The organism is Chromatiales bacterium (assembly GCA_020445605.1).
GTDB lineage: Bacteria > Pseudomonadota > Gammaproteobacteria > JAGRGH01 > JAGRGH01 > JAGRGH01.
Window position 1 is genome coordinate 1 of the sequence record JAGRGH010000006.1, and the last position, 19,901, is coordinate 19,901.

Consider the following 19,901-nt stretch of genomic DNA (forward strand, 5'->3'; position numbering starts at 1 on the left):
ACGGCCCCGTCCCGCGGGGTTGCGCCCCAAAATCCGTCATGCTGCGTTGCTCGTCGTTCATTTAGACACGCCAAACCTCTCTCCTCGCGCCTTGCCTGACGTATTTTGGGGCAGCAACGCTGCGCCAAGCGTAGTGTGAACAGGCCCTAGTTCTTTCTGCCCTTCCCGTCCGGCAGGTCAAATGCCACGACCTGTCGCGTCGACGGCTCGTCGACATAGCGCGGCCGCAACAGCTCCTCACCGCCGATTTCACGTTCTCGCGCCGCGATCAGGGCCAGACACTGGCGCACATCCTCCACGGTCTGTGCCGAGAGCGGATGGCGCATGCCGGGCGCAGGCGTCACGTCCTTGATGATCGCCGCGAGCGTCAGGCGCATGGCGCGCAGAATTTCGCGTTCCTTGCCGACATCGGCGACGGCATTCGGGTCGTTCATGTTGCTCATTGCTCGCAATTCGATGCCAACCCCGGCTACTGCGCCAGTCGGCGCGTCAGGGGCCAGCCAATGGATTCGGAGCGCGAATGGTACCCCACCGCACACCTGTCATCGCCGGTCGCTTGCGGTGGACATTTCGGGCCGCGGCGATCTTGGATTGCCCCAGAGTTGTGCGGCCGGCCTGTTTTGTGCGAAATCAGAGCGAGATACTGGATTTTTCTCGAAAACTTCTTCAGACTTGCGCGCCCTTGAGATCCGCCCCGGGAACTCCGGGCAAGCATCTGAATCTACTGTCTTTTCTGGCTGGATTCGACGCCGGACCGAAGACCGTGTGAAGCAGTTCCGCGACCGGCCCCGGTGCTGGCGCGAAACTTGAATGTAATGACCGGGGACTACAATTTCCCTGCCATCGCCCCAGGGTTTGGGGCATCGGGTATTGCCATCATGTCGTTCCACGTCCGCCTGGGTCTGGCCCTGTTCGTCGCCGTCGCGCTGGTCGTGTTCAGCGTCGCGACCGTCATCGTGACCGACCCACGCACCGCATCCGGCGTCAACGAGACCGCGAGCGGCGTCCCGACGGCGCTGCCGCGCGTTCAGCGCCCGGGCTGATCCAGCAGCCCGCGCAGGCCCGCCTCATCCAGCGTAGGCACGCCCAGCTCAAGCGCCTTGTCCAGCTTCGAACCCGGGCTGTCGCCCACGACCACGAAATCGGTCTTCGCCGAAACGCTGCCGGTGACCTTGGCGCCCAGCGCCTGAAGCCGCTGCTTCGCTTCGTCACGGCTCATGGAGGCCAGGGTTCCGGTGAGCACGAAGGTCTTGCCGGTCAGGCTTGCGACGGCATCGCCTTGTGCGGGAGGCGGATCGGGCCAGTGCACGCCCTGTGCGATCAGCTCTTCAATCACTGCGCGATTGCGCGGCTGTGCCATGAATCGGGTGACGGACTCGGCGACCTTGCCCCCCACTCCACCGCCGATCGGGTGATGCCGAGGATCGTATTTCAGGTCGTCCACGGACGCGCCGGACAATTGCTCGACCGACGCAAATGCCTCTGCCAGCCCCCTGGCCTGACTGCGGCTCAGCCCGGCAATGCCCAATGACCCGATCTGTTCCTCCAGGGTGGCCCCCTCGGTGATCCAGGTCGTGTTTTGACTGAAAAACCCGACGATGTTCTCCGCGCCCGTCTGGCCGATGCCCTTCACACCGCTGGGGAACTCGTACTCGTCGAACTTCGAATCGACGATTCTCTGAATGCCGCCAAAATAGTCGGCCAATACGGACGCAACCTCCTCGCCGACCAGTGGAATGCCCAGCGCAAAAACGAACCGCGCCAGCGTCGTGGCTTGGCTCGCCTCGATGGCCGCGATGAGGTTGTCGGCGGACAGGTCGGCGAAGCCTTCGAGTTTCAGCAGATCATCCCGGGTCAGTCGGTAAAGATCGGCCGGACTGTGCACGAGATCGGCATCGACCAGTTGCTGGACGATCTTGTCGCCGAGGCCTTCGATGTCCATCGCGCGGCGCGACGCGAAATGCTTGATCGCCTCCACGCGCTGCGCGCGACATACCAGCCCGCCCGTACAACGGTGCGCGGCCTCGCCTTCGAGCCGCACGACATCGGAGCCACATACCGGACACTGCGAAGGCATGACATAGACCTGGGCGTGCGGATTGCGCAGATCCACGCGCACGCTCATGACCTGCGGAATGACATCGCCCGCACGCCGCACGATGACGGTATCGCCGACGCGAATGTCCTTCTCCGCGATGTAATCGGCGTTATGCAGCGTGGCGTTCGTCACCGTCACGCCACCCACAAACACTGGCTCCAGCCGGGCGACGGGCGTCAGCGCGCCCGTGCGTCCGACTTGTACTTCAATATCACGGATCACCGTGCTCTGCTCCTGCGCCGGGAACTTGTGCGCGACGGCCCAGCGCGGCGCACGCGCGATGAAACCGAGGGTCTCGCGTTCCTCCAGCGAATCGACCTTGTAGACCACCCCGTCGATCTCGTAGGGCAGCCCTTCGCGTCGCTTGCCCATGCGCGCGTAATAGTCCAGACAACCGCCGGCACCCAGAACACGCTCGACGTCGGAACACACGCGCATTCCCCAGCCGCGCAGTTGTTCGAGCTGCTCGAAGTGCGTCGTGGCCAGACGACCGCCCTCGGCGGCGCCGATCGCGTAGCAGAACATGGTCAGTGGCCGCGCCGCCGTCAGTTTCGGATCGAGCTGACGCAGACTGCCGGCGGCGGCGTTACGCGGATTCACAAAGGTCTTCTCGCCCTGTTCGCGTGCTCGCGCATTCATGCCTTCGAAGGCGGCCTTCTCGATGTAGACCTCGCCGCGAATCTCGATGAGTCGTGGCCAGTTGCGGCCCGCGAGCTTCAGCGGTACGGACTTGATGGTGCGTACGTTGTGCGTGACGTCCTCGCCGCGGCGACCGTCGCCGCGCGTAGCAGCGCGCACGAGCCGCCCCTGCTCGTACAAAAGGCCTACGGCGAGGCCGTCGAGCTTCGGCTCGGCGACATAGTGCACGGCGTCGGTATCGAGACGTTCGCGCACGCGGCGGTCGAAGTCGCGCACCTCTCCATCATCGAAGGCGTTCGCGAGCGAGAGCATCGGCACGCGATGCTCGACCTCGGCGAAGCCCTCGGCCGGCGCGGCACCGACGCGCTGGGTGGGCGAATCCGGCGTGACGCTTTCCGGGTGTTCGGCTTCGAGCGCCTGAAGTTCGCGTAGCAGTCGGTCGTACTCGATGTCGCTGATCGACGGCGCGTCGAGCACGTAGTAGCGGTGGTTGTGATCGTTGATTTCCGTGCGCAGGGCCGCGATCCGCGCGGCGGCCTTCGCCGGTACGCTCATAGATCGCGCGCGGCGGCCGCCAGTTGCATGCGCCGGCCGTACTCGATGATCTCCTCGCGCAGAAACTGCACGGCTTGCTTGGTGAGCACGCTGTGGGTCTGATCCCAGAGCTGTGCGCCAAGCCTTGCGGCCAGGCGCTCGGCGGTACCGAGCATGTCGGAAAAGGTCAGCAAGCCATCCTGCGGACCGGGCAGCTGCATGAACAGGGTGATTCCGGGTGTGCGCAGGCGATCCATCGCGTCCGGGTTGAACACGCCGGGCACGACCATGTTGACCGCGCTGTACAGCACGCGCCTGCCATCGACCGCGCGCCGGTGAAACAGCTGCATTTCGCCGAACGCGAGGCCTTCGGCGTCCAGCGCGGCCTGGATGTCCAGCCCGTACAACTGTTCGCCGTCCGGCGCGACCACGCTGATCTGCACGATCATGCCGGGGTCGGCGGATTCGCCCTGCGGCTGGGATCTGGATTCCTTGCGCTTTGCGGCACGACGCCGACCGGCAAGCGGCATGCGCGGTTCGCTGGGCGGTTCGAGTTCGGTCAGGAGTTCGCCGATCTCGCGAAGCTCGGCGGCGAAGCGCTCGGCCTCTTCCGGCGGGGCATCGATCGACGGCTCGGCCTGCGGAACCGGGCCGAAACCCGGTGCGGACTCGCCCGCCGGCACGGTATCGAGCGTGGGCTCGTGAACCTCGCGGGCGACCTGCGCGTAACGCTTGCGACGGTCCCAGACGATCAGCGCCACCACCGCGCCGACCACGGCCAGGATCAGTCCAAATCGCAGCAGCTCAGCTTCCACAGCGGCATTCTAGCAGTCTGACGCGCGTGCCCCGGATGGGCTGGCGCGCGTGGTGAATTACGCGGTCATGGCCACGGCGGCATCCACGTCCACGCTCACCAGTCGCGACACGCCGGGCTCGTGCATGGTCACACCCGTGAGCTGCGCGGCGATCTCCATCGTCAGCTTGTTGTGCGTGATAAAGATGAACTGCACATCCGCGGACATGGCCTTCACCATCTCGCAGAAACGTCCGACGTTCGCATCGTCCAGCGGCGCATCGACCTCGTCGAGCAGACAGAACGGTGACGGATTCAGCTGGAAGATCGAAAATACCAGCGCGACCGCGGTCAGCGCCTTTTCGCCGCCGGAGAGCTGCGTGATGTTGGTGTTTCGCTTGCCCGGCGGTCGCGCCATGATCGACACACCGGTCTCGAGCAGATCCTCGCCGGTGAGTTCCAGATAGGCGTGGCCGCCGCCGAACAGGCGCGGAAACATCTCCTTTACGCCCGCATCCACGCGATCGAAGGTTTCCTTGAATCGCGTACGCGTCTCTCGATCGATCTTGCGCATCGCGCCTTCCAGCGTATCGAGCGATTCGGTGAGGTCCGCGTGTTGCGCGTCGAGATAGGCCATGCGTTCGCTCTGCTCGCGGTGTTCGTCGATCGCCGCGAGATTGATCGGCCCGAGGCGCTCGATCTGCGTGGCCAGCCGTTCCAGCCGCTCGGCCCAGCCCTGCACGTCGGCCTGGTCCGGCAGCGCGCCGAGCACGGCTTCGAGTTCATGCCCGGTCTCGGCCAGTTGCTCCGACACCCCGGTGCTGCGCGCGGCCACCTCCTGACGCGCCATGCGCTCGTTGTCGAACACCTCGCGGCGTTCGCCCACGGCGCGTTCGGCCTTCGCGCGTTCGGTGTCGAGTTCGCGCAGCCGTGCCTCGATGGTCTCGAGCCGGTTGCGCGCCGCGCTGAGTTCGCGCTCGACCTCGACCCGGCGTTCGAGGTAGGTCTTCAGGCTCGATTCGTACTCGGCCAGCGGCGCCAGCGCATGGGCGGCCGCTTCGGCCAGTTCCGCGCTGCGCTGTTCCATGTCGCGAATCTGGTTTGCGCTGCGATCGATCGCGGTTGCCGTCGCATCCACGGTTGCACGCAATTCGCCCAGCCGCAGTTCCAGCGCATGCGCGCGTTCGCGCGCGCTGCGCGCCGCATCGCGCGCCTCGAGCACCGCCGATTGCAATCCGTCGCGCTGGGTCGCGAGGTCTTCGCGCTGCACATCGAATTCGGCCAGCGCACTGCGCGCCGCATCGGCCGCCGCGGCGAGTGCATCGGCCCGTGCCGACAGTTCGCCGCGCAGGCGTTCGATTTCGCTGCGCTCGCGCTGCAGCGCATCACGGCGTTCGCTCGCGTGCTGGCGCCGGGCCTCGAGTTCACGCAGCCGGGCCCGCGCATCGCCGAGCCGCTGCGCGCCGTCATTGAGCGCGCGCTGCGCGTCCTCACGTGACTGTTCGGCGGTAGCCAGTGCGCCCTGCGCCGCATCGCGCTGAGCGCGCGCCTGCTGTTCCGCGGCTGCCGCGGATTTCAGCGCGCCATCGACCTCGCGCAGCTCATCCTCGCGCGCCAGCAGCCCGATCTGTGCGCCGGCCTGGCCAGCCACACGCGCCCAACTCCGGCCCAGCCAGAGTCCGTCGGGCGTGATGACCGACTCGTGCGCGCCGAGCCCGGCGCGCATCGCGCGCGCGCTCGCGGAATCGTCGGCGCAGCGGACCTGCCCGAGCAGCGCGGCCAGCGGCCAGGCGGATTCGACCTTTGCCGCCAGCGTGCCGGCGGCTGGCGATTCACCCGCGCCGGTCGCGATCAGGCGCACGCCCTTCGGAGGCGCATCCGCGCCGAGCATGGCGTCCAGATCGGCTACCCCGACCCCGGCGAGCCAGTCGCCAAGCACGGCCTCGACGGCATCGCGCCAGCGTCGGTCGGTCACGCGCACCGTCGCCGCAAGCCGCGGCGCGCGGTCCAGCCCGCGCGCGCCGAGCCAGGCCTGCGGTGCCTTGCCGTCGGCGTCAAAGGCCTGCCGTTGCAGGGCCTTCAGGGAATCCGCCCGCGCGGCCAGACGATGATGTTCGCGGGCCGCGGCATCGAGTTCGGTGGCGCGCGATTGCAGCGCTGTACGGGCACTCGTCACCGCGTCGCGCGCGCCGGAGAGCGTTTCCTGCGCCGCAGACTGCGCGGTCGTGAGTTCGTCGTGGCCGCGGCGCGCATCCGTGCATTCGGCATCCACCGCTTCGAGGCCAAGCCCGGCAAGTTCTTCAGCGACGCGCGTCGCGCGACGTTCGAGTTCCGTCAGGCGATCACGAATCTGCGCGGCCTCGGCCGAATGCACGTCGGCCTTGCGGCGCGGATCCGCCGCGGCGTCGTTGAGCTGTTCCCAGTCCTGCTGCCAGCGCGCGAATACCGATTCGGCATCGACCAGCGCGCGCTGCGCGGCTTCAACGTCGGTGCGATGGCGATCGAGATCGGGGGCCGCATCGCTGAGCGCCGATTCCGCGCCCTGACGGCGCTCGAGATCGGTTTCGCGCTGCGAGTGCAGTTGCTGGAGGGTCCGGCCGAGCGTCGCCAGATCCGTGTCGATTCGCGAGCGCGCCTCGCGCGAATGTGCGATGGACTGCTCCACGCGCGCGATGTCCGCGCCGACCTCATAGTAGCGACGCTGCACGGCATTGAAGCTGTCGTGTGCCTCGGTCTGCTCGGCACGCGCGGTCTCGATCTCGCGCTCCGCACGGCGCTGACCGGCGACCGCGGCCTCGTGCGCGTTCTGCGCCTCGGCGATGCGGCGGTCGGCCTGCTCGAGTTCCTCGCGCAGCGCGCGGATGCGCAGCGCCAGCCACTCGGCCCGGGTGCGGCGCTCCTCGTCGCGCAGCGACTGGTAGCGTTCCGCCGCGCGTGCCTGCCGTTTCAAACGTTCGATCTGCTTGGCGACCTCCTCGCGCAGGTCGTTCAGGCGATCGAGGTTCTCGCGCGTGTGGCGGATGCGGTTCTCGGTCTCGCGCCGGCGCTCCTTGTAGCGCGAGATGCCGGCGGCCTCCTCGAGGTAGTTGCGCAGGTCCTCGGGCTTCGCCTCGATGACCCGCGAGATCATGCCCTGCTCGATGATCGAGTAGCTGCGCGGCCCCAGCCCCGTGCCGAGGAACAGGTCGGTGATGTCGCGGCGCCGGCAGCGCGTGCCGTTCAGCAGATAGATCGACTGGCCGTCGCGCGAGACCTGGCGCTTGATCGCGATCTGGTTGTACTGCGCGTACTGACCGCCGGCGCGACCATCGCTGTTGTCGAACACCAGTTCGACCGACGCCACACCCACCGGCTTGCGCGAGGCCGAGCCGTTGAAAATGACATCAGCCATGGACTCCGAGCGCAGGGTCTTCGCCGAGCTCTCGCCCATGACCCAGCGCACGGCATCGATGATGTTGGACTTGCCGCAGCCATTCGGCCCGACGATGCCGACCAGCGCGCCCGGCAGGACGACGGTGGTGGGGTCGACGAAGGACTTGAACCCGGCGAGCTTGATCCGCTCCAGACGCATGGGCGGCTACAATACCCGGCCCCGGCAAGTGGCGACAAGCGCGCCACGGCCGCCCCGTCAGCGCCCGGATTCGCCATGCCAAGTCAGCCCTCCAAGTCCCTGGAAACTTTCGAAAATCCCGAGCCGGGGCGCGATTACACGATCCGCATCCGCGTGCCTGAATTCACCTGCCTGTGCCCGAAGACCGGCCAGCCGGACTTCGCGACCCTGGACCTCGAATACGTCCCGGACGCGCGCTGCGTCGAGCTCAAGTCGCTGAAGCTGTATGTGTGGTCGTTCCGCGATACCGGGGCCTTCCACGAGGCGGTGACCAATGCGATCGCCGACGATCTGGTCGCAGCACTTGCGCCGCGTTTTCTGCGCCTGCGCGCGGAGTTCAACGTACGCGGCGGCATCTACACGACCGTCGTCGCCGAACACCGGGCCGCCGACTGGCGGCCGCCCGAGCCGGTCACGCTGCCCTGAGTGACGTCTGGCTGGGCCTGGACCTCGGCACGTCCGGGGTCCGCGCCATCGCGATCGACTCCGTCGGAGACATCGCAGCGAGCGCCGAATCCGCCCTGCTCTCTGGCACCCGCCCTGCGGCGAACCGCCACGAGCAGGACCCGGGCGCGTGGTGGCAAGCCACGAGCAAAGTCATCGGCGCGATCGCACGGGACCCCGGCCTGCGCATCCGCGCAATCGCCGTCGACGGCACCTCCGCGAGCGTGCTGCCGATCGACGCCCAGGGCGAGCCGCTCGGCCCGGCCTGGATGTACGACGATGCGCGCTGCGTGGAAGCCGCAGCGAAGATCGCCGCAGTCGCACCAGCCGAGAGTGCCGCGCATGGCGCGGGATCGAGCCTTGCCAAATGTCTGACGCTTGCGCAACTGCATCCGCGCGGTACACGGTTCGTGCACCAGGCCGACTGGATCGCCGGGCGGCTGCTCGGGCGTTACGACGTCAGCGATGAAAACAACGCGCTGAAGATGGGCTATGACCCGGTCGAGCGGGCCTGGCCCGCGTGGTTGGAACGCCTGGGAATCCCGCTGGGCGAACTGCCGCGCGTGGTTGCGCCCGGCACCGGACTCGGCACCCTCGATTCCGCCGTCGCGCGATCACTCGATCTGGACCCGGACTGCGAAGTGGTGGCCGGCACGACGGACAGCACGGCCGCCGCCATCGCGGCCGGGCTGGATCGACCGGGCCGCGGCATCACGAGCCTCGGTTCAACGCTCGTCGTGAAGATCGTCAGCGACCGGCCGATCTTTGACGCCGCGCGTGGCGTCTACAGCCACCGCGTTGGCGACCTGTGGCTGGCCGGCGGTGCATCGAATTCCGGCGGCGCGGTAGTGCGGCAGTTTTTCGACGACGCGACCATTGCCGAACTCAGCCGCCACATCAACGCCAGCCAGCCCAGCGGGCTCGACTACTACCCGTTGCCTGCAACCGGCGAACGCTTTCCCGATCCCGATCCACAACGTACGCCGCAACTCCAGCCGCGACCGACCGACGACGTTGTGTTCCTGCACGGACTGCTCGAGGGCATCGCAAAGATCGAGGCCCGCGCCTTTGATGTGCTGCATGCGCTTGGCGCACCAGCGTTGCGGGAGATTGTCACGCTCGGCGGCGGTGCAAGAAACACCGTCTGGAGTGAAATACGTTCGCGGCTGACGGGTGTTCCGGTTCACGCGGCCGAACACACCGAAGCCGCCTACGGCGGCGCGCTTCTGGCACGCGACCACTGAACCGCCCCGGGTATCGCGGAGGCTGTTGGGTTTAAGTTACGCAGCGACCGCCAACCGTCGGCCTGAACGATCTGCGATGCGAGGGTTGCGCCCCCGACCCGCTCCACACCGACCTACGCCGCGCAGACCAGATGGTAAAGGGCGAAAAGCCCGTCTTCGTCCTGCCACTGGTTGATCAGATGCAGTCCGGCCTTGCGGGCCATTTGCGCGAATTCCCTGGTGCTGTACTTGTAGGACGATTCGGTGTGGATTGCTTCACCCGCGTCGAACCGGTACTGATCCCCGTTGATGCGCACGGTTTGTGGTTCGCGGCTGACCAAATGCATTTCAATGCGTCCGACAACGTCATTGTAGTGCGCCCGATGTTCGAAACTCTCGGGATCGATGTCGGAATCGAGCTCGGTCCGAATGCGTCTGAGCAGATTCAAGTTGAACTCGGCGGTGATCCCGGCGTGATCGTTGTATGCGTCATGCAGGATTTGCGGGTCTTTCTTGGTATCCACGCCGATGATCAGGGCACCGTCTGGCGCTATGAACTGATGCACGTCTTCCAAAAACCGCAACGCATGGCCCGGTTCAAAATTGCCCAGACTGCTGCCGGGAAAGAACACGACCCGACGTCCACTGCTCAGCTGCTTCGGGATGGTCAGGCCCATGCTGAAATCCGCACACACGCCGTGCACGTCCAGCCATGGGAAGTCGCTGGCCAAGGTCAGAATCGCTCCCTGCAGATAATCTCCGGAGATGTCCACGGCAACGTAGGATTTGGGTCGCACCTGGCCCAGTATCAGACGAACCTTTTCAGCGCTGCCCGCGCCGGGTTCGACCAAGGTGACATCATCGCCGACGGCTGCGGCGATCTCATCGGCATATTCACGCAGCAGCCTTCGCTCGGTTCGAGTGATGTAGTACTCCGGCAGTTCACAGATCTGGTCGAACAGCTGCGAGCCGTTCTCATCGTAGAAAAACTTCGGCGGAATCTGTTTGGGACTCTTCGCGAAGCCTTCCCGCACGGCACGCGCGAGGCTGGCCGCTTTCGGGTGAAGGTCATGGAACTTGGGATCAGACATACTGCGCAAGCCGTATTCCGGTCATGGGCCAGCGATCGCGGGGGTAGTAAAAGTTCCGATAACTGGCGCGCACGTGAGCCCTTGGTGTCAATGCACAACCGCCTTTCAGCACCATCTGGTTGCACATAAATTTACCGTTGTACTCCCCCATGGAACCTTCCAGCGGCCTGAATCCTGGGTAGGGTTGATATGCCGACTGGGTCCACTGCCAGGCATTTCCAAACCAGGTATTGCCTTCCGCGGATTCAACGGGGTGCAGCGTCAAGGATTCGACAAAGTTGCCATCCAAAGACCGGCGTTGAAGCACATGCTCCAGTTCCGCTTCAGTGGGCAAGCGGAGGCCTTTCCAGTTTGCGAAGGCGTTGGCCTCATAGAAACTGACATGACATACGGGCTGTGAAAGATTCAGCTTCTGCATGCCGGACAGGGTGAATTCATGCCATTGCCCGTCACGGCGCTCCCAATACAGCGGGCAGCGAGCGCCCTGCTTCTGGTGGAGATGCCAGCCGTCTGCAAGCCACAGTTCTGGCCGCTCGTAACCGCCTGCCTCCATGAATGCCAGGAACTCCGCATTGGTGACCAGCTGGTTTGCGATACGGTATGGCCGCAGCATTGCCCGGTGACGCGGCGTTTCGTTATCGAAACTGAACCCATCGCCCCCATGTCCGATTTCGGTGCTGTCCACGTCGACCGTCAGCCAGTCCAAGGGCGTCCGGTCCTTGGCCGCCGCGACGCCGTGATTCTGGTAGACCGGGCGCAGCGGGTTCACCCAGAAGTTGTGCTTGATGTCCATGAGCAACAGCTCCTGGTGCTGTTGTTCATGGTGCAGTCCGAGGATGGTTCGAAACTCAATCTCCCGACGCTGTTCACCGGTATCGGTATGCAGGAGCTCAAGCATCGCTGCATCGATGTGACGACGGTAGGCGTAAACCTCGTCCACAGTCGGACGGGACAGCAATCCCCGGTCCGGCCGCGGCTGCATCTGTCCCACCGTCTGGTAGTAGGAGTTGAACAGATAGGAAAATTTCTCGTGAAAGGGCCGATACCCCGGCATAAACTCGCCGAGGACGAACGCCTCAAAAAACCAGCTGACGTGTGCGATGTGCCATTTCGGCGGTGAGGTTTCGAGGATGCTCTGGATCTGATAGTCATCCGGTGCAAGGGGCTGGCACAGACGTTCGGTCTGCGCACGAACGGCCTGATAGCGTTGTGCCAGGTCGTTGCGCTCGGCTGCGGGCATGGTTTCCATCACGTCCGGCGTGGTCTGCGGTCAGGGAAGAATGTTGATGATAGCAAAGCCCGATGACGATCATCTCCAGCGTGGGGAGAGGAAGTCCCCGGTGCAATCACTGATCGAGGCGCCACACAAATGCATTTACGCCGTGGCAAACAGGGGCCCGCATCAACCATCGGGATGGGCGTTGCCCCGGCGCCAGGATTGACTAAGGAAGCTCTGATCAATCCGTCCCGGATTGCCAGAGCAGCGAAAACGAAAAAGTGTGATTTTTCGTTTTCTCTCATTCTCAACGGCTTACAGCCGTGGTTGTGGCGGCACGTCCATGTGCCGCGGGAAACTCTGACAATTCAGAGTTTCCGTAATCACGATACAAGCGCGGCACACAGGGTGAAGCACGGGGATATGTGTCTCGGCGGAATCCACCAGGCGCGAGGCACTATCACGGCGCCGAATCTTCCCGCGCAACGAATGGGGCCGACGGTAATCTGCCAGCTAGTGTCCTGCCCCGCAATTATCTGTCATTTCTGAGGGTTCCTACGGTTCGATGGCAAGGCGCGTCGTGAAGGCAATGGTCATTCCATTGGCAAGCGGCGCAACACAGCCCTCGAACCGTAGAAGACCTCCCTGCGGGCGCGGCTGAGCCGGGCTGACTCAGCGTTGGCGATCCTGACCATAGCCTGGCTATGGCTGCGCATCGCCGCCTTGATTCAGCCCTGCTCAGCTGCGCAGAAACGATAGATAGTTGCGGGACAGGACACTAGGCCGCGAGACGACTGACCGTCCAGGTCAGTCCGATCGACGAAATTATGACGGATACGGGAATCACCACTGCCCGGCGATACCACCAGCGCCGCGCGAACCAGCCGGCGAACAGCGCGAACGCGGACAGTACGATCGCGATCTGGCCCAGTTCCACGCCAATGTTGAAACTCACGAGCGCGGTCGCGTAATCGCCGGGTGGCATGCCGAAGTCTTTCAGCGCGCCGGCGAAACCGAGCCCGTGCAGCAGCCCAAAGCCGAACACAAGCAGAAGACGTCGCTTCTGCACCTTGCGGCTGTACAGGTTCTCGATACCGATGTAGGCGATGGACAGCGCCACCAGCGGCTCGACGATGCGCGCGGGCAGTTCAACGACTCCATACACCGCCAGCGCCAGCGTGATCGAGTGCGCAATCGTAAACATCGTCACCTGGGCGAGCAGCGGGCGAAACCGCGCCGTCAGCAGAAAGATGCCGACGACAAACAGGATGTGATCCATGCCGATCGGCACGATATGGTTGTAACCGAGTTTGATATAGCCCCAGACGACCTCGCCGAACGGCCGCTTCACGAAACCGTCTTCGATCGGGAATGGATCGGACGCGATGTCCTCGTTGATCCAGACCCAGTCCGACCAGCGCCATTGCTGTCGCACGTCGTCGACCTGTTTCACACGCACGGCGTTGTCGCTGAACTCACGCGGAAAATACCAGGTCAGGGTCTTCACCCCGCGCGGCACCGTGCCGTGCAGGTACAGCACGCTCGGGCGTGGGACTTTCGTATAGCCGGGTTCCGGGATCTTCGTCTCGGTGATGTCGAGCGGAATGCGCTGACCGTCGAAACGAAGTTCGATGCCGTCGAGCAGCCGCGCCCTGAATGGCACGAACTCTGTGGCGAGTGCGTCAGGCTCCAGCACCCGCAACGCGTCGTAGGCGTCGGATTGCGGTGCATCCTTGGTGTTGCGCCAGCGGCCATTGATGCCGGTCAGCAGCGCCTCGATCGAGACGTGCAGTTCGACGAACACCTGCCCGTCGCTGTGCACGGCGATGTCGACCATCGTCGGCTTGACGACATCGGCACGCGCGACGTCCGCGAACAGCGCCGCCAGCGCAAGCATGAAAACGAAAAGGCCCCGTCGAAACGGGGCCTTGGGAAACGATCGCACCGTTATCAGGCAGTCTCGCCGGCGTAATCAGCCAGACCCGGGTCGTCGTTGACACCGACAAGCTTCGGATGATTGACCTTCGGAAGCTTCAGCACCTTGGTCTTGGGGTCGCGATGCCTGAGGATGTACTCGCGCGTGAGGTCCCAGAGCAACGGGCCTTCCGGCGTGTTGTTGACCTGCGCCCAGCCGGCGACCGCATAGGTCTTGTCGGGATCGATCGCCGTGCCGTCGTCGAGGCGCGCATCCTTGATGCGTTCGCCAAGCGTATTGCGCGGATGAATCGAGTAATCGAGCCCGCCCACGCGCACCATGTCGCCGCCGGATTGCAGGTACGGGTCCGGGTCGAACAGATTGTCCGCCACACCTTCGAGGATGTTCAGCAACTGCGCGCCGGTCATGTGCGAAACGTAGGTTTCCGCATAGGTCATCGACGACTGGCTCATGACATCGTCCATGGTGATCCACATGTCCTTCGGCACGGTCACGCCCCAGCGCACGCCGGCCGAAAGCGCGACATCGGCCTTGTAGTGTTCGCGCAGCGCATTGCACAGCACCTGGTCCCAGGTGCCCATGAAGTTGCCGCGGCGGTACAGTGTCTGGCCGGCGATCGCGAGCTTCTCGTCGAGGATCTGCGCAAAGGTCTTGCCCATGCGCTCCTTGTTGGTATAGAGCGCGGGCACGCGGCTTTCCTTGATCTCCTGGTCATAGACCTTGCCGCGCATGCGCTCGATGTATGCGGACATTTCGGGATCGGCCGGCAGCATGTTCGAGATCACGGGCACCATGCGGTAGTCCATGCCCTTGAGCTCGTTGCCGTCGATCTTCATGTCCATGATGCCGACGAATTTCGCATTCGAACCGGCGTTCGTGACCATGCATTCGCTGCCATCGTCGCGCTTGACCATGATGGGCTTGGCCGCGCCATCGTGTGTGTGGCCACCGAACACCGCATTCAGGCCCGGCACACGCTCGGCCATCTTGATGTCGACATCCATGCCGTTGTGCGAAAGCAGAACGACGGCGGCCGGCTTCTCTTCGTCCCAGATCTTCTGCACCAGATCCTTGAGGTCGTCCTCGCGCAGACCGAAGCTGAGATCCGGGAAGAATTCCTGCGGATTGGCATTGCCAAGCCGAGGGAACGCCTGACCGATCACGGCAATGCGCGCACCGCCGGCCTCGCGCACGGAATACGGCCGGAACGCATGGCCGGTGTCCTCGCTGAACAGTCCCAGTCCGTTGTACTTCTCGACCAGTTCCAGATAGTCGCCACCAAACAGCGAGGATTCCTTCACGCGCACGTTCTGGCCGACGAAATCGCCCTTGAACAGCGCCACGTTCTTCAGCAGCTGTTCCTGGCTGTAGGTGAATTCCCAGTGCCCGACCATCACGTCGACACCAAGGATGTTCGAGGTCTCGACCATGTCCGAGCCGCGGGTCCACAGCGAGGTGCCCGAACCCTGCCAGGAATCGCCGCCATCGAGCGTCAGCGTGTTGCCGCGACCGCCGGCCTGGGTGCGCAGGTGATCCAGCAGCGTCTTGAGCTGCGCGAAGCCACCGGTCGGGCCGTACTTCTTCGCATCCGCGTCGAAGTTCAGATAGGTATAGGCGTAGGACTCCGGCGTGCCCTCGGAAAGGCCGGCGGCCTTGAGGAAGCTGCGTCCGACGATGTGCGGCACGCGCCCGAAGGCGTCACCAACGCCGAGATTGACGTTCGGCTCGCGAAAATATTTCGGGATGATCTGCCCATGCACATCGGTGAAATGCAGGATGCGGGCGTTGCCGCGCATCGGCGCGTCATAGAGCTTCGGCAGTTTCGCGGCCGCGGCACGCAGCTGACCGGGCAACAGGCCGGCAGCCGCGGCGGCACCGATCGCCTGGATGAATTCTCGACGTTTCATGGCCATGGGACCCGTCCTCCAATAAATCTAGTGTGGTTATGTTTGCGGTCGCCCGCGAGTGCGGCGTTCTGACACGTCGGGAACGCGAGCCCGGCGGCCGTCAGGGTACCGCGATGGCGAGGTTGATGCGCCGCTGCCGCAAGCCTCGGCGCGACATTCACTCCGCAACTGTGCCGTATTACACCCGCATCGGCCGTGAAAAAAAAGGCCGCCCGGAGGCGGCCTGGCCCAAATCGCAGGGGCCCTTGTCGAGCCCCATGGGAGTCGGATTGCCTTTCAGGGTTTGATGTATGCGAAGCCCTGCGACTGCAGGATTGCGAGTTCGGCGACACCACTGGGCACGATGTCGGCCTCCTCCATGCCGTAGAGATTGGCCTTGTCGATCTGCCGGCCCTTGATGGTGTTGTTGCACACCTTGAACGAAATGCCCTGGCCCTTCAGGGTATCGATCCGCGCCGCCATCTCGTCGGTGGCGTTGCCGGCCTTCATCTTCGAACCGGCCACGCCCTCGGGCACGAGGATCAGGCTGAGCCCGTCACCGTGCATGACCACACGCAGGTCCAGATTGTCCTTACCAATTGCGTTGATATGGTTCTGGATGTTGCCGAGGGCGGCCTTCTGCTGCTTGGGATCGTCACCGTTCACGTGGTAGACGACCTTCTGCTTCTCGCCCGCGTAAACATTGGTCGCGGCCGCCAGTCCGGCAGCCATCGAAAGAGCCAAAACTACCGATGCCAGTTTCTTCATCTAGGGTTTCTCCTCCAAAGGTGATTTATCTATATCAAGAAGCGGGCCAGAACGGTGCCACGCCCGGATACGCCGGCGGAAGCCGGGTAAGCGCCCAAAAATCAGACGCTTAAGAGGTCATAGTCCGGTATACGAGCGGGACTGAAGCTGAACCGCCCAGCCAGAGGTGTTTCGTTCTGAAACGATCGCCGTTCTAGTTCGAAACGCCCGTGGACCTTTCGCGCTGCAACCAGCGCCACAGCGTGGTACGGCCGATTCCGAGGATGCGCGCCGCCTCACCGAGATTCCCGTCGGTCCGATCCAGCACGAAGCGCACGTAGCGCTGCGAGAGGTCATCGATGGTGTCGAGCGCGCCGAACCACTGGGCGAGCGCCGGGGCAATGGCCGCATCGTCGCCCACGATGTCCAGCCGGGGGCCGTCCGACATGATCACGCAGCGCTCGACAAAGTTGCGCAGCTCGCGCACGTTTCCAGGCCACGGCCGCTGCGCCAGCGCAGCGATGGTCTCCGGCGCAAAGCGGCGCGGCGGACGACCATGACGCGCGGCGAAGCTCTGCGAGAAATGTTCGATCAGCAGCGGCAGGTCGCCCTCGCGCTCGACCAGCCTCGGCATGCCGATCGCGACGACATTCAGGCGGTGATAGAGATCCTCGCGGAACGCCCCGGCGCGCACACGCTCGGCCAGATGGGCGTTGGTCGCCGCGATGAAGCGCGCCGCGACGGGGCGCGGGCGCGAATCGCCGACCGGCAGCACCGTGGCGTTCTCGATCACGCGCAGAAGCTTCGTCTGCATGGACTCGCTGATATTGCCGATCTCGTCGAGAAACACCGTGCCGCCCGCGGCCGACTCGAGCAGGCCGACGCGATCGCGGTCGGCTCCCGTGAATGCACCCTTGCGGTGACCGAACAACTCGCTTTCGAGCAGGGTGTCCGCGATCGCGCCGCAGTCGACCACGACGAACGGCGCGTTGCGCCGCACGCCGCGATCATGAATTGCGCGGGCGACGAGTTCCTTACCCACGCCGCTGTCGCCCTGCACGATCACGGGACAATCGACATCGGCGACCTTGTCGATCAGCCGATAGACGGCCCACATCGCCGGGCTGTCGCCGATCATGCCGTAGCCCGGCAGCGGCTCGGCGAGCTGGCGTTTCAGGTTCAGGTTCTCGCGGCGCAGGGCCGCATTCGACAGGTTGCGCCGCAGCGTCAGTTCCAGTTCCTGCAGGGAATAGGGCTTGCGCAGAAAATCCACGGCACCGGTGCGCATGGCCTTAACCGCGCGCTCAATCGTGGACTGCCCGGTCACGGCGACGATCGGCAGCAGCGGATGACGCCGCGCAAGCCGCTCGATCAGCATGAAGCCATCGGTGGCGGGCATGTTCAGATCGGTCAGAACGATATCCGGCGGCTGCTCGCCGATCACGCCGATGGCCGCTTCGGCGCTGTCAAAGACCCGGCAGCGGAAACCGAGCTCGATCGCGTAACGCTCGAACAGGCGGTTGGCGACCGGATCGTCGTCGACAAAGTCGACCCGCAGGTTCTCCGGAAGCCCCTTCATGCCGTACCGGCGCCGGGCAGCCGGCTGCGATCCTCAACGGTGGCGGCCGGCACGTGGAACCAGACGCACAGTCCGCCGGCGGATTCCTGCCGGGCACCCATGCTGCCGCCGTGCTGACGCACGATCGCGTCACTGACCGACAGCCCCAGCCCCGTGCCACGCTCGCCCTTGGTGGTGAAGAACGGCTCGAACATGCGCGGCAGCAGGTTCGCATCGATTCCGGTCCCGGAGTCGACCACCCGGGCCTCCGCCCATTCACCGTCGGAACGGACGTTGACACTGACCGTGCCACCGCGCGGGCTGGCCTGCATGCCGTTGAGCACCAGATTGACGATGACCTGCTGCAGCTGGGCGCGATCGCCGTCGACCGCGCTGCCGTCTTCACCCTGCACCTCGAGCCGCACGCCGAGTTGCTCGGCCTGCTTGTCCAGCAGGCGCACGCTCTCGCGCGCAAGCTCGGCGAGATCGAGCCGCTCGACGTGCGGCGCGCGCGGTCGTGCGTAGTCGAGCAGTCCCTGCACGATGCGCGCGACCCGCCGGCCTTCGCTGGCCAGCACGTCGAGATCCCCGCGCAGCGCCGCCGGCAGCGGCTGACGCTGCATCAGTTCGGTCAGCCCGAGCATGTTGTTCATCGGGTTGTTGATCTCATGCGCGACACCGGCGGCCAGCTCGCCGACCATCGCAAGCCGCGCCGCGCGCGCGGCGGCCGCCTCGGCCCGGCAGCGTACGTCCTGGGCCTGTTCGAGGCGGTCGGTCAGATAGTTGAACGTGCGACCGAGCGAACCGATCTCGTCCGCCCGCGCATCCTCGTAGCGCACGCGCTCGCCATCGGCGTAGCGACGCATCAGCGCGACGAGATTCTCGACCGGCCGCGCAATGCTCTCCGACGACCAGCGCACCAGTGCAATCGAGACGACCGCCAGCACGCCGAGCAGCACCCAGATCGTCCGCCGCATGCCTTCGACCGGCGCCAGAACGGCCTCGCGCGAGCGCGAGGCCACCAGCACCCAGCGCAGATCGCTGCGTGCATCCGGCGCGAACGCCCGATAGAACCAGAAGCGATCGCCATGCTCGATCGTGCCGTCCGCAGACCCGGCCAGGATGGCCGCCCAGCCGGCCTCGCCAACGTCGGCCGCAAACCGGGCGGGGTTGCCCGTCTGGTTGCCGAAGCGTTGCCGGGTGTCCGGGTGGAACAGAAACACACCGTCGCGCGACGGGTCCGCGGCGTTGCGCTCGACAATCGCAACATCGTTTCCGAACTCCGCCAGCGTGCCGTTCACCAGCTGGTCGATGCGCCGGCCCCACATGTTGACGACCAGAAATCCGGCCTCGCCGAGCGGCGTCATGTAGCGCACCATGGCCGGACACCAGTCGTCCTTGAACTCGATCCAGCCCAGTTCGAACTGCGACATGCCGACTTCGCCGGGCGCGAGCGCGAGTGCGCTGCGGAAGAACTCGCGACTGGCGAGGTTCGCAACGAACCGCCGCCCATCGGGCATCGCGTGCTCCGCCTCGATGCGCTGCTTCTCGCGCACCTTCACCAGGGTGTTGCCGTCGCGGTCGATGACCCGCATCGCCTGAATGCTGGGCACCACACTCTGATAGTCCAGAAAGAACTTCGTGATCTCTTCTGCGGCTCGCTCGTAGCCCGACCCGGTCGGACCGCTCGCAAGCCGCGCGAACTGGTCAACCGACGGCACGACCACCAGCCCGCGCACGAGCGCGGCCTGGGCATCCAGCAGGGTTTGCAGTTCGCCCTCCAGACGCTCGAGTACGCTGTGGACCTCCTGCTCGGTGCTTTCGGTCAGCGCGCGCGCGTTACGCTCGACGACGCCGTACTGCAACAGCAGCAACGGACCCAGCGTCAGCGAGCTGAACAGCCAGAAGAGTTTGCGTTGAAGTGGCATGGCGGGTGATCTCCACGCGATTCTAGTCCGAACGGCGGGAGATTTAGCAGGCTGTTGAAATTCTCATTTCAACAGCCTGATAACGCGAGACAGGGACGTCTCGCCCGAAAATCGAACACCCAAGTGTTTGATTTTCGTGAGCAACCGAAAACCGCGCTTTTCGGTTGCGACATTGAAAAGGCCATGGACGGGCCTTTT

14 protein-coding genes are annotated in these 19,901 nt (G+C 64.8%); 3 read left to right on the plus strand and 11 right to left on the minus strand.

Going from position 1 to position 19,901, the window contains the following annotated elements; all coding sequences use genetic code 11:
* Positions 1–146: 146 nt before the first annotated feature.
* Entirely contained in the window at positions 147–434 is a 288-nt protein-coding gene (locus KDG50_00900; GenBank protein MCB1863962.1) for a segregation and condensation protein A, read from the minus strand.
* A 444-nt stretch (positions 435–878) separates the two neighbouring features.
* On the opposite strand from KDG50_00900, the gene KDG50_00905 reads away from it, so the two are divergent.
* Positions 879–1,043 carry a hypothetical protein gene (locus KDG50_00905; GenBank protein MCB1863963.1) on the plus strand — a complete coding sequence of 55 codons (165 nt, stop codon included), beginning with the start codon at positions 879–881 and terminating at the stop codon, positions 1,041–1,043.
* Here KDG50_00905 and ligA read toward each other — a convergent pair.
* The 3 genes from ligA to smc are packed head-to-tail and all read right to left on the minus strand — an operon-like array spanning position 1,028 to position 7,635.
* The gene (ligA, locus tag KDG50_00910; protein MCB1863964.1) at positions 1,028–3,292 is read right to left on the minus strand and encodes an NAD-dependent DNA ligase LigA; all 2,265 of its coding nucleotides are present in this window, start codon (positions 3,290–3,292) and stop codon (positions 1,028–1,030) included. The genes KDG50_00905 and ligA overlap by 16 nt on opposite strands.
* Complete coding sequence (locus KDG50_00915) at positions 3,289–4,086, minus strand: cell division protein ZipA C-terminal FtsZ-binding domain-containing protein (GenBank protein ID MCB1863965.1); 798 nt, start codon at positions 4,084–4,086, stop codon at positions 3,289–3,291. Before KDG50_00915 ends, ligA begins: the two co-directional genes overlap by 4 nt.
* A gap of 57 nt (positions 4,087–4,143) precedes the next feature.
* Positions 4,144–7,635 carry a chromosome segregation protein SMC gene (gene smc, locus KDG50_00920; GenBank protein MCB1863966.1) on the minus strand — a complete coding sequence of 1,164 codons (3,492 nt, stop codon included), beginning with the start codon at positions 7,633–7,635 and terminating at the stop codon, positions 4,144–4,146.
* A 75-nt stretch (positions 7,636–7,710) separates the two neighbouring features.
* Here smc and queF point away from each other — a divergent pair, with 75 nt between their 5' ends.
* A complete protein-coding gene (queF, locus tag KDG50_00925) occupies positions 7,711–8,100 on the plus strand; it encodes an NADPH-dependent 7-cyano-7-deazaguanine reductase QueF (protein MCB1863967.1) in 390 nt (129 codons plus the stop codon).
* Complete coding sequence (locus KDG50_00930; protein ID MCB1863968.1) at positions 8,097–9,362, plus strand: FGGY-family carbohydrate kinase; 1,266 nt, start codon at positions 8,097–8,099, stop codon at positions 9,360–9,362. Before queF ends, KDG50_00930 begins: the two co-directional genes overlap by 4 nt.
* Positions 9,363–9,475: 113 nt before the next feature.
* Here the strand turns inward: KDG50_00930 and egtD are convergent, their stop codons facing one another.
* The 7 genes from egtD to KDG50_00965 all read right to left on the minus strand — a co-directional run bounded on the left by egtD (position 9,476) and on the right by KDG50_00965 (position 19,703).
* Positions 9,476–10,432, minus strand: coding sequence for an L-histidine N(alpha)-methyltransferase (gene egtD / locus KDG50_00935; GenBank protein MCB1863969.1), 957 nt, complete (start codon positions 10,430–10,432; stop codon positions 9,476–9,478).
* Entirely contained in the window at positions 10,425–11,681 is a 1,257-nt protein-coding gene (egtB, locus tag KDG50_00940; protein ID MCB1863970.1) for an ergothioneine biosynthesis protein EgtB, read from the minus strand. Before egtB ends, egtD begins: the two co-directional genes overlap by 8 nt.
* A gap of 745 nt (positions 11,682–12,426) precedes the next feature.
* The gene (locus KDG50_00945; protein MCB1863971.1) at positions 12,427–13,545 is read right to left on the minus strand and encodes a HupE/UreJ family protein; all 1,119 of its coding nucleotides are present in this window, start codon (positions 13,543–13,545) and stop codon (positions 12,427–12,429) included.
* A 53-nt stretch (positions 13,546–13,598) separates the two neighbouring features.
* A complete protein-coding gene (locus KDG50_00950; protein ID MCB1863972.1) occupies positions 13,599–15,497 on the minus strand; it encodes a 5'-nucleotidase C-terminal domain-containing protein in 1,899 nt (632 codons plus the stop codon).
* Positions 15,498–15,767: 270 nt separating this feature from the next.
* A complete protein-coding gene (locus tag KDG50_00955) occupies positions 15,768–16,238 on the minus strand; it encodes a DsrE family protein (GenBank protein ID MCB1863973.1) in 471 nt (156 codons plus the stop codon).
* Between the two features lie 193 nt (positions 16,239–16,431).
* Complete coding sequence (locus tag KDG50_00960) at positions 16,432–17,796, minus strand: sigma-54-dependent Fis family transcriptional regulator (GenBank protein MCB1863974.1); 1,365 nt, start codon at positions 17,794–17,796, stop codon at positions 16,432–16,434.
* Positions 17,793–19,703 (minus strand): sensor histidine kinase, encoded by a 1,911-nt coding sequence (locus KDG50_00965; GenBank protein MCB1863975.1) that lies wholly within the window; start codon positions 19,701–19,703, stop codon positions 17,793–17,795. The genes KDG50_00960 and KDG50_00965 overlap by 4 nt, the downstream gene beginning before the upstream one ends.
* Positions 19,704–19,901 lie beyond the last annotated feature (198 nt).

Bases quoted from the DNA above. Each gene is read 5' to 3' on its own strand.
- egtB (MCB1863970.1), bottom strand. From the start codon at position 11,681: ATGGAAACCATGCCCGCAGCCGAGCGCAACGACCTGGCACAACGCTAT.
- KDG50_00945 (MCB1863971.1), bottom strand. From the start codon at position 13,545: ATGCTTGCGCTGGCGGCGCTGTTCGCGGACGTCGCGCGTGCCGATGTC.
- KDG50_00960 (MCB1863974.1), bottom strand. From the start codon at position 17,796: ATGAAGGGGCTTCCGGAGAACCTGCGGGTCGACTTTGTCGACGACGAT.
- smc (MCB1863966.1), bottom strand. From the start codon at position 7,635: ATGCGTCTGGAGCGGATCAAGCTCGCCGGGTTCAAGTCCTTCGTCGAC.
- KDG50_00965 (MCB1863975.1), bottom strand. From the start codon at position 19,703: ATGCCACTTCAACGCAAACTCTTCTGGCTGTTCAGCTCGCTGACGCTG.
- egtD (MCB1863969.1), bottom strand. From the start codon at position 10,432: ATGTCTGATCCCAAGTTCCATGACCTTCACCCGAAAGCGGCCAGCCTC.
- KDG50_00905 (MCB1863963.1), top strand. From the start codon at position 879: ATGTCGTTCCACGTCCGCCTGGGTCTGGCCCTGTTCGTCGCCGTCGCG.
- KDG50_00900 (MCB1863962.1), bottom strand. From the start codon at position 434: ATGAACGACCCGAATGCCGTCGCCGATGTCGGCAAGGAACGCGAAATT.
- KDG50_00955 (MCB1863973.1), bottom strand. From the start codon at position 16,238: ATGAAGAAACTGGCATCGGTAGTTTTGGCTCTTTCGATGGCTGCCGGA.
- KDG50_00950 (MCB1863972.1), bottom strand. From the start codon at position 15,497: ATGGCCATGAAACGTCGAGAATTCATCCAGGCGATCGGTGCCGCCGCG.
- queF (MCB1863967.1), top strand. From the start codon at position 7,711: ATGCCAAGTCAGCCCTCCAAGTCCCTGGAAACTTTCGAAAATCCCGAG.
- ligA (MCB1863964.1), bottom strand. From the start codon at position 3,292: ATGAGCGTACCGGCGAAGGCCGCCGCGCGGATCGCGGCCCTGCGCACG.